Consider the following 18,254-nt stretch of genomic DNA (forward strand, 5'->3'; position numbering starts at 1 on the left):
ATTGTGTATTTATTTATATAATAGGATTTTCTGCTAGCTTGTTTTTTAGTTTATTGATGACATCAATTTCAATGGCATCAACACCTTTTAATTCTGCTAAATAACAAGACACCCAATCTGTGATATGAATTAAATACAATGCTCTTTCAATATCATGTTCTCCTTTAGAATATAATTCTATAACTGTACTTGCATACTGAGAAACAACCTCTTTTACAAAATCCATTCTTTCTATATTGCGTTCGTAGTCTTTATTATTTCGTAAGAAGATAACACCAATTTGCTCATTTCTATCTCTCCAACCTACTAATTCGTTGTGGTTCATTTCTGGTACAACATGATGCCAAGCAAGTGTTTTAGCATTTTCATTAATTTGTTGACGGAAACGAACAGATACACCTTCAAACTTTGCACAAGCATATATTACTGGAATTTTTCCGTTGAGTTGTTCTGCAATATTCTTAGCAATTTGTTGTATATCGCTTGCTTCGCTATTCAGTAAATCTATACTATTTTGTAAGTATGTTTTAAAGTTTTCTTGGATTAATCCTAAGTAGAATAAAATATATAATAACTGAACAAAAGACTGACCAAAACAAGCTCTTGGTGGCATTCCTCCATCAATTAAAATATAATCTAAATCATTTGTTTCTGCATATTCTTTTACTAAACCACCAGAAGTAACACAAATAATTTGAGCATTTGCTTTTTTGGCTTGTAGTAAAGCACTCATGGTTTCTTCAGTGTTTCCTGAGTAAGAAGAAACAATAACTAAAGTATTTTCGTTTACAAAATTTGGTATTTGATAATCTTTATTAACGACAATTGGAACTTCAACATCATCTTTAAGAATATCGCTTATTATAGTGCCACCAATACCAGAACCACCTAATCCACTTATTAAAATATTTCGTATAGGAAATTTATTTTTGCCAATTTTAGCTACATCACCAATAGCCATAGCTCTTGTAAGTTGTTCAGGAAATGCATTGACTAAATCAATCATATTCATCTTGTTAAAAATTTATGTAAAAAAACAAAAAAGTACTTAATTTACCTATTTTATACTGTTATAAATATTAAAAATCGTGCCAAATAAACAAGCCATTGGAAATATAGGTGAGGCAAAAGCTGTTGATTTTTTGCTTGATTTAAAGTATAGCATTTTGTATAAAAATTGGCGTTTTAAAAAAAGCGAAATTGATATTATTGCTTTAGATAATAGTGCTTTAGTTTTTGTTGAAGTGAAATTGAGAAAGCAATCGAGGTTTGGTTTTCCTGAAACAACTGTAAGTGATAATAAAATTAAAAAAATGCATGAAGCTGCTGATGCATACATAGCAGAGCATAATTGGCAAGGTGAATTGCGATTTGATATTATAGCTATTAGTCAAACGAATGACACTTACACAATAGCACATTTTGTAGATGCTTTTTACTAGTTAAGTTAGTTATTAGTTAATAAGTCATTGAGTTATTAGTCTTTATTAAGAAGTGATTTGTTAGTTCAAATTCAAAAAAAAGCATATCTTTCGTTTCAAATTGCTAGAAATATGAGTACTGTAAGTGATGAATTAAACCCAATAGAACACGAATCGTATATTGCTGATGGCATTAGTGGTCATCCAAAACAATTATACCTTTTATTTTTTACAGAAATGTGGGAACGCTTTTCTTATTATGGAATGCGTGCATTATTTGTTCTATATCTTACAGCTCAAATTATAGATGGTGGTTTGGCATGGAATTCTACAGAAGCATCTAAACTTTATGGTTGGTATACTGGCTTAGTTTATGTTACGCCAATTATTGGTGGATACTTAGCCGATAAAGTTTTTGGACATAGAACAGCTATTATATTAGGTGCCTTTATTATGACTTTGGGCCACTTATCTCTAGCTAACCAACAGTTGCCTTTCTTTTATCTTGGATTAGGACTGTTAATTATAGGCAATGGTTTATTTAAACCAAATATCTCATCTATTGTTGGACAGCTCTATAATCCAAATGATGGAAGAAAAGATGGTGCTTATACTATTTTTTATATGGGAATTAATGTAGGTGCTTTTTTAGGTATTTTAATGTGTGGTTGGTTGGGTGAAAAAGTTGGTTGGCATTACGGTTTTGGTTGTGCTGGTGTTTTTATGTTTTTTGGTATGATAGTATTTTGGGCTTCTCAAAAAATATTTGGAGAGCTTGGAAAACTAGAAAAAAATAAATTAACTCAACAAAATATTAAAGAAAAAAATAAACCATTAACCAATATAGAAATTGACAGAATAAAAGTAATTGTAATATTTTCTTTTGTCACAGTCTTCTTTTGGTTGGCTTTTGAACAAGCTGGTTCTTCTATGACTTTCTTTGCAAAAGATTTTACCAAACGAACTTTTGATAGTATTGCAGCAGCCAATGCTTTTAAACTAATAAACACTATAATTTCATTAGTACCATTAGCTATTTTATTTTATGTATTATTTAAAGTTGGTGGTGCAATCAAAAAAATCCCAATTGGTATAATTGTTATGACTATTAGCGTATGCATTTTATCCGGCTTAATGTATTGGATGATTAGCACACAAATTTCAGATAAAGATTTAGAAATTCCTGCCTCGTGGTTTGGTGTACTTAACTCTTTATTTATTTTTACACTGGCTCCACTATTTTCTACTATGTGGGAAAAATTAGCACAAACAAAATATAATCCATCTGCACCATTAAAATTTGCTATAGGATTATTTTTAGTTGGTGCTGGATTTTTAGTGCTAGTAATTGGCTCTGCATCAATTGGGAAAGGAGATAGCATAGCTAAAGTAAGTATGTTTTGGTTAGTATTTGCTTACTTATTACATACCTTGGGCGAATTGTGTATTTCTCCAGTAGGTTTATCATTAGTAAACAAACTATCGCCTCAACGATTATTAGGATTAATGTTTGGTATTTGGTTTTTCTCATCAGCCATTGCTAATTGGATAGGTGGTTTCATTGCAAGCTTTATGGAACGCATTTCAAAAGAAAGTTCACTTTCAACCTTTTTTATGATTTTTGTAATTAGTTCCTTCTTAGTTTCGTTATTTATTGTAATAATGAATAAAACAATAAATCGCTGGATGCATGGTGTAGGTTAATCTTTTTACTTATTTTTGCACTTGAGATGCATCTTTAGCACAGTTTTTGTCGTCTAAAAGCATAAACAACCCTGAACATGATTGGAACTAAAGAAGTGAAAGCTTTTGTACATATATTGATTATTGTTTTAATTGGCTCATTATCTATGCTGATCTATAGAAATGAAAAAACTAGTTTTAAAGACCAAGTTATAGTTGTTGGTGGCGATACTTTGGGAAGAAACTGGGATAATCTGCCATCTGCTAAAGAAATTGAGGACCAAAGAATTAGAGAGTTGGAACAAGCAGGAAATCAACAGTACTACGAAGCAATGCCACAGCAAGAAGAAGCTACCGCAGATAATTTTTACAACGATTATACACCAACTACCTTTAGCGATAAAGCTTATAGAGAACAAACACAAACCATAGTAGCTCCAGATGGGCGAGAAGTAGTGGTTAGCAGTGATGGATATTATTAGTTAATAGCTATTGGATTTTATTGAAGAACTTGAGGTTCGTTCCAACATAGAATATTAGCCAATTTATTTGTCGCTTATTTTAGAAATTAAATCTACATTACAAATTCGTTTTGTAATTTTCTTAATAAACTATTTTATTGATAAATTATGATAAAATTAAAATTTTTAAATATATAATTTTATTATTTATATATTTAAAAAACAAAAGAAACAGCTTTACACTTGAGTCTTCATTTTTATATGTCGATATTTTTTAATATCTTCACTACTATTAAAAATTATAATTATGAAAAACTTGTTTTATCTACTAGCGTTTTTAATGATTGTCTCTTGTTCTAACTATGGTGAAAAAATAGTAGTTGACAAAACTGAAATTTACTATAAAGATGGTGTAACTAAAGAGCAAGCGGAAACACTAGGGAAATATTTACAAAAAGCAGAGTTTACGGACGATAATGAAAAATCTGTTCAGCTAACAAAAAATGCAGACAATAATCACCTTATATTTAGAATGGTTGTAGATGAAGCGTATGCTAATGACAAGCAATACGATGCAATGTATAAAAGTTTTGCACGCAATCTTTCTGCTGCGTTAAATCAACCAGTAGATTTTGAAATTTGCGACAATAGTTTTACTACTTTAAAAACTTTTAAAGCAGATGATATATCTAAACTTGTAAATGTTGGCAATACTGAGTTATTGTATACTAAAAATATTTCTGAAGAGGAATTGAATAGTATGATTGCTCATTTAGAAGAAAGCAATAAAAGTGAAGATGTGCCAATGACAATAGAATTGGATAAACAAAACGACACTATTATTTATAGAATGGTAGTAAAAGAAAGTTACTTGAATGATGCATCTTATGAAGCAATATTTAAAAACTATGGAACACTACTTTCAAGAGAAGTTTTTAATGGCACACCATTACAAGCAGAAATGTGTAATGATATGATGCAAACAGTGAAAGTTGTTCGGTAATACATCATATAAAAATCAATATTATCAAAAGGAAATCTATAGTAAAATCAGAATAAAAAGTCATATATTTATAGTATGAGTTATTCGTTAGATTTTCGCAAACAAGTATTTAAAATAAAATTAGAAGAAGGTTTAACCTTTCAACAAACAAAATTTATTATTATTTTTGACAACAGAATTAAAATTTAAAACAACTCAACTTTTTAACTTTACACACTTCTTGGGATACTGCTGTCAGTCTAGATTTAAATCCAATAGAAAAGAAATGGACACGAGTCAAATAGCTAAAAAAAATTAAGATGTAACCCTTACTGAGTTATTACTCTCAAACTTATGACCAATTATAATGATTTGACATAACTGTTCAACTAAAACACTTAAGGGAGTAATATAGTGTTACTCCCTTAAATTTGTTTCTAAACATTGTGACTTTTTTATATCTTCCTCTCTCCTTCTTAGAATGGGCAGTCTCTACATGGGTTGACTTGCATATCAAATCTTTGTAGTGATTTGAAGTCGTAGCCACCACCTACTATTCTAAACTCTGTTCTTCTGTTTCTTTGGTGTTCGTACTCGCTACATGGTACACCATCGGTACAGCCGTTCACTGGTTGTGTTTCGCCGTATCCTTTGGCTTGTAGTCTGTTTTTTTGTATGCCTCTTGCTATTAACCAGTTCACTACACTCTGTGCTCTGCGTTGCGATAGCTTGATGTTATAATCATACGGTGCTCTTGAGTCGGTATGTGAGCCAATTTCTACTATCACACTTGGGTTCTCTTGCATGAAGCTGAGTAACTTGTTTAAGTCGCCTTCACTCTCTTCTCTTATGTACCACTTGTCAAAGTCATAGTATATGTCTTTTAACACGATTGTATACTGTTGTTCCATCTGGATAGCTGAATTGGTATGCCATCGCCATCTGTGTCTATCATGACAGCTTATTTAGAAGAAAAGTAATAAAAGTGATTATGTGCCAATGACAATAGAATTGGATAAACAAAACGACACTATTATTTATAGAATGGTAGTAAAAAGAAAGTTACTTGAATGATGCATCTTATGAAGCAATATCTATGGAACACTACTTTCAAGAGAAGTTTTTTAATGGCACACCATTACAAGCAGAAATGTGTAATGATATGATGCAAACAGTGAAAGTTGTTCGGTAATACATCATATAAAAATCAATATTATCAAAAGGAAATCTATAGTAAAATCAGAATAAAAAGTCATATATTTATAGTATGAGTTATTCGTTAGATTTTCGCAAACAAGTATTTAAAATAAAATTAGAAGAAGGTTTAACCTTTCAACAAACAAAATTTATTATTATTTTTGACAACAGAATTAAAATTTAAAACAACTCAACTTTTTAACTTTACACACTTCTTGGGATACTGCTGTCAGTCTAGATTTAAATCCAATAGAAAAGAAATGGACACGAGTCAAATAGCTAAAAAAAATTAAGATGTAACCCTTACTGAGTTATTACTCTCAAACTTATGACCAATTATAATGATTTGACATAACTGTTCAACTAAAACACTTAAGGGAGTAATATAGTGTTACTCCCCTTAAATTTGTTTCTAAACATTGTGACTTTTTATATCTTCCTCTCTCCTTCTTAGAATGGGCAGTCTCTACATGGGTTGACTTGCATATCAAATCTTTGTAGTGATTTGAAGTCGTAGCCACCACCTACTATTCTAAACTCTGTTCTTCTGTTTCTTTGGTGTTCGTACTCGCTACATGGTACACCATCGGTACAGCCGTTCACTGGTTGTGTTTCGCCGTATCCTTTGGCTTGTAGTCTGTTTTTTTGTATGCCTCTTGCTATTAACCAGTTCACTACACTCTGTGCTCTGCGTTGCGATAGCTTGATGTTATAATCATACGGTGCTCTTGAGTCGGTATGTGAGCCAATTTCTACTATCACACTTGGGTTCTCTTGCATGAAGCTGAGTAACTTGTTTAAGTCGCCTTCACTCTCTTCTCTTATGTACCACTTGTCAAAGTCATAGTATATGTCTTTTAACACGATTGATGGTCCTGTTGTTCCATCTGGATAGCTGTCTGGTATGCCATCGCCATCTGTGTCTATCATGCCACCTGGTATTGGATCTAGTATTACTTCTACTTCTTTTGGATTAACACCACATCTCATGTCTATCTTACAATCGCCATCATCTTTGATTACTTCTGTGTAACCTGGTAGGTATCCTTCTTTGTTGGCTACTACTATGTAATCACAGTCGCATCTTACTATCTCGCATATCTTACCATTCTCATCTGCTACTAGTGCTTTTGTCCATCCTTCACACTTGCTAGACAATAGTATCTTCGCTCCTGCCAGTGGATGGGTGTTCTCTGGTGTTTTGTTGTCTATGTTTTCTATGCTTTCTGGTGTCGTAGTATTTGGTATGTTTAAGCTCTCTAAGCTCTTACCTAGTACCGTGATGCTCATTGCATACTCTTTGCTCTTCTCTAATGGTATTTTTACAAACACTGTGCCGCCTGGCTCTACGCCTTTAGTGGTAGCACATACACTGTTGTTGCTAGCATAGCCTTCTGCACTCGCCTCAAAACAGTAATCCATATTCTTAATCACTCCAAACTCAAACTCTCCATCACATTCCGTTTCTGTTCTTCCTTCTTCACTGCTCGTAGTTTTGGCAATCATCTTTACTTTACTCTCACATATCGGCTCGCCTGTTTGTGCATCTACTACTATTCCTTCTAAATATATGCCATCATCCTCAAAGCTATAAATGTCATCTAAGCCATGTCCACCTTCTCTGTTCGATGTAAAGTATCCTGTGCTTTTGTCTTCGCCATACACCAAGCCAAAGTCATCATACGAACTGTTGATTGGTGCTCCTATGTTTCTTATCTTACCTACTTTGTCTGTCTTTGCGTCTACTTTCGTTCTAAAGATGTCTAGACCGCCTAATCCGCCATGTCCATCACTAGCAAAATATAGGTTATTATCTTTATCTACATACGGAAACATCTCCATGCCTTCTGTGTTGATTTACTCATTCCTAAGTTCTTTGGTGTACCCCCAACTGCCTTCGCCTTCTTTCTGTGTTACATATACATCTGTACCACCGTAACCACCTGGCATATCACTGATAAAATACATCGTATTACCATCTGGTGTAAGTGCTGGATGTCCTACACTATATTCATCGTTATTATAGGCAAACTCTTTGTCTTTTCTCCCACTTCAGTCCATTCACCTCCGATTCGTATATCTTTAACTTTACTATCTTATCATCACTCTTGCCTGTCTTGCCATGATAGTAGTTGTTTCTAGTAAAATATACCTTATTCCCTTCTCGGTGTGAAGCTTGGTGTTGCTTCGTGATACTTCGTACTGGCATCGTCTTTTAGCTGTTTTGGCTTGCTATCGAACTTCGTACCTTTTCCTTCTACAAAGTACATATCAAAAAACTGTGTCCCTGTCCATGTGTGTTCTCTGCCTATTGCTTTTGAACTGTCTCTACTTGAGGAGTAGTATAAGCCACCGTCTTTGTAATATATTCAAAAATCATATCCACCACTGTTAAAATCTAAATTATGTATTTCGTATCTATCTCTACTTAGTAAGTACTGTCCGTAGTCCGCACTTGCTTTGAGTTGATTCCCTGCTCTTTTATCTTCGGTACACTTTGCTTGTAATTGGCATACCACTTTGCTGCTTCTTCATACTTCTCATTTGCCTGTAGCATTTGTGCGTAGTATAGCTTGTATTTTGGATCTAATTCATCTCCTGCATTTACTGCTTTGCCATACCAATACTCTGCTTGTACAAAGTTAGATGTTAATCTATAGCAATCGCCTAACTCGCTCATCGCTTTGACATCGCCTTCACCTTTTTTCTTTAGGTAATCTTCATATAATGGTATCGCTTCTTTGTAGGCTAAGTCGTTGTATAACTTCTCTGCTTTGCTTATGCCTCCTATTGCATTTTTCTGTAACTCCACCGCCTTCTATTACTTGTGCTTTGGTTTGCATGCCTAAAAACAGGAGCATCATAAGTAATAGTACTATTTTGCTTATGTTTATTTTTATTGCTCTTTTTATATATTTTTGTCCCTTTTTCATTTGTATTTCTGTTTTAGGTCTTTTTTTAAAAATATCTTGGTGTGATTACTTTTTTCTTCTCAAAGCCAAAGTCATAGCCTAGTATCACTTCATAACTACCATTGTTATAATCTCCGAGTTTGGTTAGTGTATAATCATAGGCAAAGCCTATTAACAGTTGTTTGGTTGGCCATACCTCTAAAAAGTGCATCGAAGCTATCGCTGTTCGTTAGTCCTGTCTTCTTGTTGTGAAAGGCAGTTCTATAGGTTCGCCTATGTTTACTCTATCGTAAATGAGTAAGCTTAAGTTAAAGTCAAACTCATGTGGTATCTTTTGCTCTGCACTAGCTATGTATTTGTACATTATCTGTGGTCTGATTTTAAGTACCTTACCTGCTGGTATTACACCTCCTGCTAGTGCAAAAAAGTGTGGTGTTCTGCTTGCACTTGTAAAGCTACCTTGTGAACTCTGTGCTAGTGCGTCTACTTGGTCTTTGTTGTACAAGTCGCCTTTGATAAAGTTAGGTACACTCGCTCCTACATAAAAATACTTGTGATAGATATATAGTCCTGCTCCTACATGGAAGTATTCTACTTACATTCTCTTGGAATACTGGATCTTGTTGTTCCAATGGATTTAACTCCGATAAGTTGCTCTTATACCATAGTATACCTGCATTGATACCAATGCTTAACTTTACGCCTTTGCCTAGTGGTACTCGGTATGCGTAACTTACATCAAACCATGTTTGGTTCGTTACACCTAGTCTGTCGTTCACTAAGAAAAAGCCCATGGCTGAGTGTTCTTTCTTAAACGGTGAGTGAATACTCACTGTCGTTGTCTGTAGGCTTCCATCTATGCCTGTCCACTGGTTTCTATACAGTCTTACTAATGCTTAGCACCTCTCTAGAACCTGTGTAACCTGCGTTGATTGGCAACTTGTTATACATGAACTGCGTGTACTGTGGTTCTTGTTGTCCGTATACCACTCCTGCTTGTAATAGTAACAGTAGCAACGCCATTTTACCGAATACTTTAAGACTATTTATCATCTCTTTTCTTTTTTATTTGTTCCTTTTATTGTTCCTTTTTTTTTGCCTTTGGGGCAGCATGCCTTCTATTACACGCTGCCTTATTGGCTTTTTGGTATTCTCTCTCTTTTCTTATCTATTACCTGTGAATGACTATAAATCCTGCTTTGTTCACCTGCTCTCCTTCTCTGGTTAAGTATTTCAACACATAGTAGTAAGTACCATCACGGTAGTAGTGGCTCCTTTGTACTCGCCATCCCAGCCGGACAAGTTGCTATATGCCTCGTTTCTATACACCTCTATGCCCCATCGGTTGTAAACGCATAACACTACATCTACTGACTCTTCTATACATGGTATGTACCAAGTATCGTTGATACCATCTCCGTTTGGTGAGATCGCATTTGGTATGATACAGCTTTCTATCTCTATAAATACCCATGCTGTATCGTTACCATCCGGATCGCAGATTACATACTGGAAGCTGTCTACTCCTCTGTAGTCTACCTGTGGTGTATAGGTTATCGTGCCGTCTGTATTCATTCACTACCACTTCCATGCTTCGGTGCTGTAATGATACCTTACGGACTACATACTTGTAGTGGATCACTATCGGTTTGTTCGTCATTACCTAGTACCGTTATTGTAATTGGTGTGTTTACATCGGTTACCACTGTATCATTATTTGCTACTGGTGGCACGCCTGTTACCGTGATGATAACCGTAGTCTCGAAGCATTCGCCGTCCTCATTACATGCACTTATACATAGTGTATCTGTTCCCTTAACATCACCTGCCGTGTAAACCAAGCAACCTTCCTCATTAATGTACCAACTAATATAGTCTTCTACGCCTGCTGTCGCTCCTGTGCATGCCGTTATCGTAATAGCTGTGCCTGCCGGCGTAGTGAACTCACAGATGCTGTCCGTTTCGTTGATTGGTATTATCTCTCTTATAGTATCTTTTGGTTCTTCTACTGTGATAATGATGATAGTTGTATCGCACATGCCTAAGTCATCGCATACTGTAATACATATCGTATCGTTGCCTGTAAAGCCGTCTTCTGGTGTATATACTATACATGGATCTGTACCTGTTATCTCTACATTTGCATTGCCATCGCAGGTACTGATGCTCGTTACCGTGCCTGATAATTGCACCGTATCTAAACATACTGTTACCGGACATCCATAACAGGTCGTATCTCTGATTGTATCCACTGGTATACAGCCGCTGATATCTACACATACCCATACACTATCTCTACACAAGTTCTCCTTGTCTTCTACTACTACCCAATGACAACCACCTGGTACTACTATCTCGCTACCTAAATAGGTTTCATCAAAATTAAAGTTAATGATTGATTTAAGAACCTGTGGCTGAGTTGCAAATATTATCATTGCACTATCTTGGTCGTAAATCGTAGAGAAATTACCAGCGTATACGGTTAAGCTATCTCTATACCACATACCTTCTGGCCTTACCATATTCATATAAGTCACTAACTCATCTAATGTATAGAATTCAAAATTATCAGTGATTAATGTGGTATCATCTACTTTCCAACGCTCTAGTATATGTTTAACTCCATCTACATATGTTTCTGGACTAAATGAGTATCTAGCATTTACTAATGCTTGATCACATATCTCAATTCCAGAAGTATATAAATCACTACTTACATAGATATTGTAGTTTTGAATATCATTATATGGTATCGGTAAGCACAATCTGCCTTCGTAGTTATCACATACTAAATCTATCGTATCCTCTACTATTAAACTATCGCAGGTTGGACATACTATACAAATTTGTGCTGTATCTCTACATCCTGTCATCGTATCTACTAAAATCACTTCATGACATCCTTCAGTAAGTACTAGTCTAGAACCGCTATAAGTAGTTTTATCATTATATCTAACCGAATAAGTTGCGGCTTCTGGATGTAATGAGAAGAACTGTAAACCACTTCCTTCTCTATAATCTACATTTGGATTAGCAGACTTAATATTCAGTCCGTCTACAAACCACATACCTGATGCGTCTACACTGTTCATATAGCTCGCTAACTCTGTTAAGTTACTGAAGTTAACCATTGGTGCTAATGTTGTAGTACTATTAACGCCCCATACCTCTAATAAGTGTGGTACATTGTCTACATAATCTATCACCTCAAAATTAAATCCTGCTTCTACAATTGCCTCTCCACAACCACTCTCACTGCTAAACTGTTGTGCACTTAGCGTACCATCTATATAGATATGATACCTTTGAATAGTATTCAAATCTAATGGTATACAATAGTCGCCTTCGCCATTAAAGTTACATGTAATTGTAGTATCTGAAATAAAATCACAATGATCTGATAAGTTGCTGATGATCGCTACTGTGGTATCGCTGATACCTGTTATCGTATCTGTTTTGATGATACATAGCGTGTCTAAGTTGTAACCTACTACTTCACTTCTATCTATGATGATACATCCGTTCTCATCTGCTGTGTATGTGTTACCACTATTGTCTATCGCTCCTGCACAATCGCTGATCGTTGTTACGATGTTACTCATACCATTGTCTATTGCGGCACATATTGTATCAGTAGTGAAGATGATATTTGTATCTCGTATCGTGTCTTTGCTTGGTAAGTTACTAATAATCACTACTGTCGTGTCTGTGATGCCTGTTGTGGTATCTATCGTTACTACACATAGTGTATCTAAGTTGTAACCTACTAAGTCGCTTCTGTCTACTACTATACATGTCGTTCCTTCTACTACTGCATACGAGTTGCCACTGTTGTCTATCGCTCCTGCACAGTCTACTATGTAGATGCTGTCTGCATTCATGCCTACTTCTACATCAACACAGATCGTATCTGTCGTCTCGATGATGTTCGTATCTCTAATCGTATCTTTTTGTGGTAAGTTAGAGATGATCGCTACTGTGGTATCGCTGATACCTGTTATCGTATCTATTTTGATGATACATAGCGTGTCTAAGTTGTAACCTACTACTTCACTTCTATCTATGATGATACATCCGTTCTCATCTGCTGTGTATGTGTTACCACTGTTGTCTATCGCTCCTGCACAGTCTGATATTGTTGTTACGATGTTACTCATACCATTGTCTATTGCGGCACAAATCGTGTCGGTTGTGAAGATGATATTCGTATCTCGTATCGTGTCTTTACTTGGTAAGTTAGAGATAATCACTACTGTCGTGTCGGTAATACCTGTTGTGGTATCTATCGTTACTACACATAGTGTATCTAAGTTGTATCCTACTAAGTCGCTTCTGTCTACTACTATACATGTTGTGCCTTCGATTACTGCATACGAGTTGCCACTGTTGTCTATCGCTCCTGCACAGTCTACTATGTAGATGCTGTCTGCATTCATGCCTACTTCTACATCTACACATATCGTATCTGTTGTTTCGATGATGTTTGTATCTCTAATAGTATCTTTCTGTGGTAAGTTAGAGATGATTGCTACTGTCGTATCGCTGATACCTGTTATTGTATCTGTTTTGATGATACATAGCGTGTCTAAGTTGTAACCTACTACTTCACTTCTATCTATGATGATACATCCGTTCTCATCTGCTGTGTATGTGTTACCACTGTTGTTCATCGCTCCTGCACAATCGCTGATCGTTGTTACGATGTTACTCATGCCATTGTCTATTGCGGCACAAATCGTGTCGGTTGTGAAGATGATATTCGTATCTCGTATCGTGTCTTTACTTGGTAAGTTAGAGATAATCACTACTGTGGTATCGGTGATGCCTGTTGTGGTATCTACTGTTACTACGCATAGTGTATCTAAGTTGTAACCTACTAAGTCGCTTCTGTCTACTACTATACAAGTCGTGCCTTCTACTACTGCATACGAGTTGCCACTGTTGTCTATCGCTCCTGCACAGTCTACTATGTAGATGCTGTCTGCATTCATACCTACTTCTACTGCTACACAGATCGTATCTGTCGTCTCGATGATGTTCGTATCTCTGATAGTATCTTTTTGTGGTAAGTTACTGATTATCGCTACTGTCGTATCACTGATACCTGTTATCGTATCTGTTTTGATGATACATAGCGTATCTAAGTTGTAACCTACTACTTCACTTCTATCTATGATGATACATCCGTTCTCATCTGCTGTGTATGTGTTACCACTGTTGTCTATCGCTCCTGCACAATCGCTGATTGTTGTTACGATGTTACTCATGCCATTGTCTATTGCTGCACAGATGGTGTCTGTTGTGAAGATGATATTCGTGTCTCTGATAGTGTCTTTACTTGGTAAGTTAGAGATAATCACTACTGTTGTATCGGTAATACCTGTTGTGGTATCTACTGTTACTACGCATAGTGTATCTAAGTTGTATCCTACTAAGTCGCTTCTGTCTACTACTATACATGTTGTGCCTGGGATTACTGCATACGAGTTGCCACTGTTGTCTATCGCTCCTGCACAGTCTACTATGTAGATGCTGTCTGCATTCATACCTACTTCTACTGCTACACATATCGTATCTGTCGTCTCGATGATGTTCGTATCTCTAATCGTATCTTTTTGTGGTAAGTTACTGATGATCGCTACTGTGGTATCGCTGATACCTGTTATCGTATCTGTTTTGATGATACATAGCGTGTCTAAGTTGTAACCTACTACTTCACTTCTATCTATGATGATACATCCGTTCTCATCTGCTGTGTATGTATTACCACTGTTGTTCATCGCTCCTGCACAGTCTGATATTGTTGTTTCGATGTTACTCATACCATTGTCTATTGCGGCACAAATCGTGTCGGTTGTGAAGATGATATTCGTATCTCGTATCGTGTCTTTACTTGGTAAGTTAGAGATAATCACTACTGTCGTATCTGTGATGCCTGTTGTGGTATCTACTGTTACTACGCATAGTGTATCTAAGTTGTATCCTACTAAGTCGCTTCTGTCTACTACTATACAAGTCGTTCCTTCGATTACTGCATACGAGTTGCCACTGTTGTCTATCGCTCCTGCACAGTCTACTATGTAGATGCTGTCTGCATTCATGCCTACTTCTACTGCTACACAGATCGTATCGGTCGTCTCGATGATGTTCGTATCTCTAATCGTATCTTTTTGTGGTAAGTTACTGATGATCGCTACTGTGGTATCGCTGATACCTGTTATCGTATCTGTTTTGATGATACATAGCGTGTCTAAGTTGTAACCTACTACTTCACTTCTATCTATGATGATACATCCGTTCTCATCTGCTGTGTATGTGTTACCACTGTTGTCTATCGCTCCTGCACAATCGCTGATCGTTGTTACGATGTTACTCATACCATTGTCTATTGCTGCACAAATCGTGTCGGTTGTGAAGATGATATTCGTATCTCGTATCGTGTCTTTACTTGGTAAGTTAGAGATAATCACTACTGTCGTATCTGTGATGCCTGTTGTGGTATCTACTGTTACTACGCATAGTGTATCTAAGTTGTATCCTACTAAGTCGCTTCTGTCTACTACTATACAAGTCGTTCCTTCGATTACTGCATACGAGTTGCCACTGTTGTCTATCGCTCCTGCACAGTCTACTATGTAGATGCTGTCTGCATTCATGCCTACTTCTACTGCTACACAGATCGTATCTGTTGTCTCGATGATGTTTGTATCTCTAATCGTATCTTTTTGTGGTAGAGTTACTGATGATGATGTTCGTATCTCTAATCGTATCTGTTTTTTACATAGCGTGTCAGTTGTAACCTTACTTCTGTCTATGATGATACATCCGTTCTCATCTGCTGTGTGTGTGTTGTCATCGCTCCTGCACATCGCTGTTGTTACGATGTTACTACCTGTTATCGTATCTGTATTTGATGATACATACTGTCGTATCAGTATACCTGTTGTGGTATCTACTGTTACTACACATAGTGTATCTAAGTTGTATCCTACTAAGTCGCTTCTGTATACCACTTACTTCATATGTGTTCACTTCCTATCTATGATGATACACAGATCCTGTTCTCATCTGTTAGAGATGTGCTATGTATGCTGATACCTGTTATCGTATCTGTTTTGATGATACATATCTAAGTTGTAACCTACTACTTCACTTCTGTCACATCCGTTCTCATCTGCTGTGTATGTGTTACCACTGTTGTTCATCGCTCCTGCACAATCTTACGATGTTACTCATACCATTGTCTATTGCGGCACATATTGTATCAGTAGTGAAGATGATATTCGTATCTCGTATCGTGTCTTTACTTGGTAAGTTAGAGATAATCACTACTGTCGTATCTGTGATGCCTGTTGTGGTATCTATCGTTACTACACATAGTGTATCTAAGTTGTATCCTACTAAGTCGCTTCTGTCTACTACTATACAAGTCGTTCCTTCGATTACTGCATACGAGTTGCCACTGTTGTCTATCGCTCCTGCACAGTCTACTATGTAGATGCTGTCTGCATTCATACCTACTTCTACTGCTACACAGATCGTATCTGTTGTCTCGATGATGTTTGTATCTCTAATCGTATCTTTTTGTGGTAAGTTAGAGATGATCGCTACTGTAGTATCGCTGATACCTGTTATCGTATCTGTTTTGATGATACATAGCGTATCTAAGTTGTAACCTACTACTTCACTTCTATCTATGATGATACATCCGTTCTCATCTGCTGTGTATGTGTTACCACTGTTGTCTATCGCTCCTGCACAATCGCTGATCGTTGTTACGATGTTACTCATACCATTGTCTATTGCGGCACATATTGTGTCAGTTGTGAAGATGATATTCGTATCTCGTATCGTGTCTTTACTTGGTAAGTTAGAGATAATCACTACTGTCGTATCTGTGATGCCTGTTGTGGTATCTATCGTTACTACACATAGTGTATCTAAGTTGTAACCTACTACTACTTCGCTTCTGTCTACATCATCTGCTGTGTATGTGTGTATCGCTCTATTACTTCGATATTTGTTACGATGTTATCATTGTCTGCACAGTCTACTATGTAGATGATATCTGTATCTCATTCGTGTCTTTACTACTACTATCTACTGTTACTACACATAGTGTATCTGTTGTATCCTACTAAGTCGCTTTTGTCTACTACTATACAAGTTCTTCGATTACTGCATACGAGTTGCCACTGTTGTCTATCGCTCCTGCACAGTCTACTATGTAGATGCTGTCTGCATTCATGCCTACTTCTACTGCTACACAGATCGTATCTGTTGTCTCGATGATGTTCGTATCTCTAATCGTATCTTTTTGTGGTGTTAGAGATGATACTGTTGTGTATCTGTTTTGATGATACATAGCGTATCTAAGTTGTAACCTACTACTTCTTCTATCTATGATGATACATCCGTTCTCATCTGCTGTGTATGTGTTACCACTGTTGTTGATATCGTTGTTTCGATGTTACTCATACCATTGTCTATTGCTGCACAAATCGTGTCAGTTGTGAAAATGATATTTGTATCTCGTATCGTGTCTTTGCTTGGTAAGTTACTAATAATCACTACTGTAGTATCTGTGATGCCTGTTGTAGTGTCTACGGTTACTACACATAGTGTATCTAAGTTGTATCCTACTAAGTCGCTTCTGTCTACTACGATACATGTTGTGCCTTCGATTACTTCGTATGTGTTACCACTGTTGTCTATCGCTCCTGCACAGTCTACTATGTAGATGCTGTCTGCATTCATACCTACTTCTACATCTACACAGATTGTATCTGTAGTTGTGATGATGTTTGTATCTCTGATAGTATCTTTTTGTGGTAAGTTGCTGATGATTGCTACTGTTGTATCGCTGATACCTGTTATTGTATCTGTTTTGATAATACATAGCGTGTCTAAGTTGTAACCTACTACTTCGCTTCTGTCTATGATGATACATCCGTTCTCATCTGCTGTATATGTGTTACCACTGTTGTTCATCGCTCCTGCACAGTCTGATATCGTTGTTTCGATGTTACTCATACCATTGTCTATGCTCGCACAGATGGTGTCTGTTGTGAAGATGATATTCGTATCTCTGATTGTGTCTTTGCTTGGTAAGTTACTGATGATTACTACTGTTGTATCGGTGATGCCTGTTGTAGTATCTACTGTTACTACACATAGTGTATCTAAGTTGTAACCTACTAAGTCGCTTCTGTCTACTACGATACATGTTGTGCCTTCGATTACTTCATATGTGTTACCACTGTTGTTCATCGCTGATGCACAGTCTACTATGTAGATGCTGTCTGCATTCATACCTACTTCTACATCTACACAGATGGTATCTGTAGTTGTGATGATGTTTGTATCTCTAATAGTATCTTTTTGTGGTAAGTTAGAGATGATTGCTACTGTTGTATCGCTGATACCTGTTATAGTATCTGTTTTAATAATACATAGCGTATCTAAGTTGTAACCTACTACTTCGCTTCTGTCTATGATGATACATCCGTTCTCATCTGCTGTGTATGTGTTACCACTGTTGTTCATCGCTCCTGCACATGTCTGATATCGCTGATTGTCACGTTGATGTGATGTTACT

General features: G+C 36.4%; 17 protein-coding genes and 1 pseudogene. 4 read left to right on the top strand and 14 right to left on the bottom strand.

The features are described 5' to 3' along the window. Positions 1 to 13: 13 nt before the first annotated feature. Entirely contained in the window at positions 14 to 1,012 is a 999-nt protein-coding gene (locus H6553_11395; GenBank protein ID MCB9034434.1) for a bifunctional phosphoglucose/phosphomannose isomerase, read from the bottom strand. A gap of 76 nt (positions 1,013 to 1,088) precedes the next feature. On the opposite strand from H6553_11395, the gene H6553_11400 reads away from it, so the two are divergent. The 4 genes from H6553_11400 to H6553_11415 all read left to right on the top strand — a co-directional run bounded on the left by H6553_11400 (position 1,089) and on the right by H6553_11415 (position 4,568). Then, positions 1,089 to 1,442 (top strand): YraN family protein, encoded by a 354-nt coding sequence (locus H6553_11400; protein MCB9034435.1) that lies wholly within the window; start codon positions 1,089 to 1,091, stop codon positions 1,440 to 1,442. A gap of 111 nt (positions 1,443 to 1,553) precedes the next feature. After that, entirely contained in the window at positions 1,554 to 3,125 is a 1,572-nt protein-coding gene (locus H6553_11405; protein ID MCB9034436.1) for a peptide MFS transporter, read from the top strand. A 77-nt stretch (positions 3,126 to 3,202) separates the two neighbouring features. Beyond that, a complete protein-coding gene (locus H6553_11410) occupies positions 3,203 to 3,586 on the top strand; it encodes a hypothetical protein (protein MCB9034437.1) in 384 nt (127 codons plus the stop codon). 286 nt (positions 3,587 to 3,872) lie between these two features. Continuing rightward, entirely contained in the window at positions 3,873 to 4,568 is a 696-nt protein-coding gene (locus tag H6553_11415) for a hypothetical protein (protein ID MCB9034438.1), read from the top strand. Positions 4,569 to 5,023: 455 nt separating this feature from the next. Here the strand turns inward: H6553_11415 and H6553_11420 are convergent, their stop codons facing one another. The 13 genes and pseudogenes from H6553_11420 to H6553_11480 form a co-directional block, all read right to left on the bottom strand. Beyond that, the gene (locus H6553_11420; protein MCB9034439.1) at positions 5,024 to 5,437 is read right to left on the bottom strand and encodes an OmpA family protein; all 414 of its coding nucleotides are present in this window, start codon (positions 5,435 to 5,437) and stop codon (positions 5,024 to 5,026) included. Between the two features lie 757 nt (positions 5,438 to 6,194). Beyond that, entirely contained in the window at positions 6,195 to 7,586 is a 1,392-nt protein-coding gene (locus H6553_11425; protein ID MCB9034440.1) for an OmpA family protein, read from the bottom strand. A gap of 15 nt (positions 7,587 to 7,601) precedes the next feature. Further along, positions 7,602 to 7,745 (bottom strand): annotated as a pseudogene (locus tag H6553_11430) (PD40 domain-containing protein). Between the two features lie 427 nt (positions 7,746 to 8,172). Next, positions 8,173 to 8,556 (bottom strand): hypothetical protein, encoded by a 384-nt coding sequence (locus tag H6553_11435; GenBank protein ID MCB9034441.1) that lies wholly within the window; start codon positions 8,554 to 8,556, stop codon positions 8,173 to 8,175. A gap of 146 nt (positions 8,557 to 8,702) precedes the next feature. Continuing rightward, a complete protein-coding gene (locus H6553_11440) occupies positions 8,703 to 8,867 on the bottom strand; it encodes a type IX secretion system membrane protein PorP/SprF (GenBank protein ID MCB9034442.1) in 165 nt (54 codons plus the stop codon). Positions 8,868 to 8,885: 18 nt separating this feature from the next. Then, positions 8,886 to 9,218 (bottom strand): type IX secretion system membrane protein PorP/SprF, encoded by a 333-nt coding sequence (locus tag H6553_11445; GenBank protein ID MCB9034443.1) that lies wholly within the window; start codon positions 9,216 to 9,218, stop codon positions 8,886 to 8,888. After that, positions 9,178 to 9,540: a type IX secretion system membrane protein PorP/SprF gene (locus tag H6553_11450; protein ID MCB9034444.1), complete on the bottom strand. Its 363-nt coding sequence runs from the start codon at positions 9,538 to 9,540 to the stop codon at positions 9,178 to 9,180. Before H6553_11450 ends, H6553_11445 begins: the two co-directional genes overlap by 41 nt. After that, a complete protein-coding gene (locus H6553_11455; GenBank protein MCB9034445.1) occupies positions 9,533 to 9,679 on the bottom strand; it encodes a type IX secretion system membrane protein PorP/SprF in 147 nt (48 codons plus the stop codon). Before H6553_11455 ends, H6553_11450 begins: the two co-directional genes overlap by 8 nt. Before the next feature lie 210 nt (positions 9,680 to 9,889). Further along, a complete protein-coding gene (locus H6553_11460) occupies positions 9,890 to 10,231 on the bottom strand; it encodes a gliding motility-associated C-terminal domain-containing protein (GenBank protein MCB9034446.1) in 342 nt (113 codons plus the stop codon). Positions 10,232 to 10,269: 38 nt separating this feature from the next. Then, entirely contained in the window at positions 10,270 to 15,669 is a 5,400-nt protein-coding gene (locus tag H6553_11465; protein MCB9034447.1) for a hypothetical protein, read from the bottom strand. Positions 15,670 to 15,844: 175 nt separating this feature from the next. Then, a complete protein-coding gene (locus H6553_11470; protein MCB9034448.1) occupies positions 15,845 to 16,540 on the bottom strand; it encodes a hypothetical protein in 696 nt (231 codons plus the stop codon). A 274-nt stretch (positions 16,541 to 16,814) separates the two neighbouring features. Next, on the bottom strand, positions 16,815 to 17,021 hold the full coding sequence (locus H6553_11475) for a hypothetical protein (protein ID MCB9034449.1): 207 nt from the start codon (positions 17,019 to 17,021) through the stop codon (positions 16,815 to 16,817). Between the two features lie 35 nt (positions 17,022 to 17,056). Next, entirely contained in the window at positions 17,057 to 18,202 is a 1,146-nt protein-coding gene (locus H6553_11480; protein ID MCB9034450.1) for a hypothetical protein, read from the bottom strand. Positions 18,203 to 18,254 lie beyond the last annotated feature (52 nt).

Source organism: Chitinophagales bacterium (genome assembly GCA_020636535.1).
Lineage (GTDB): Bacteria > Bacteroidota > Bacteroidia > Chitinophagales > JADIYW01 > JADJSS01.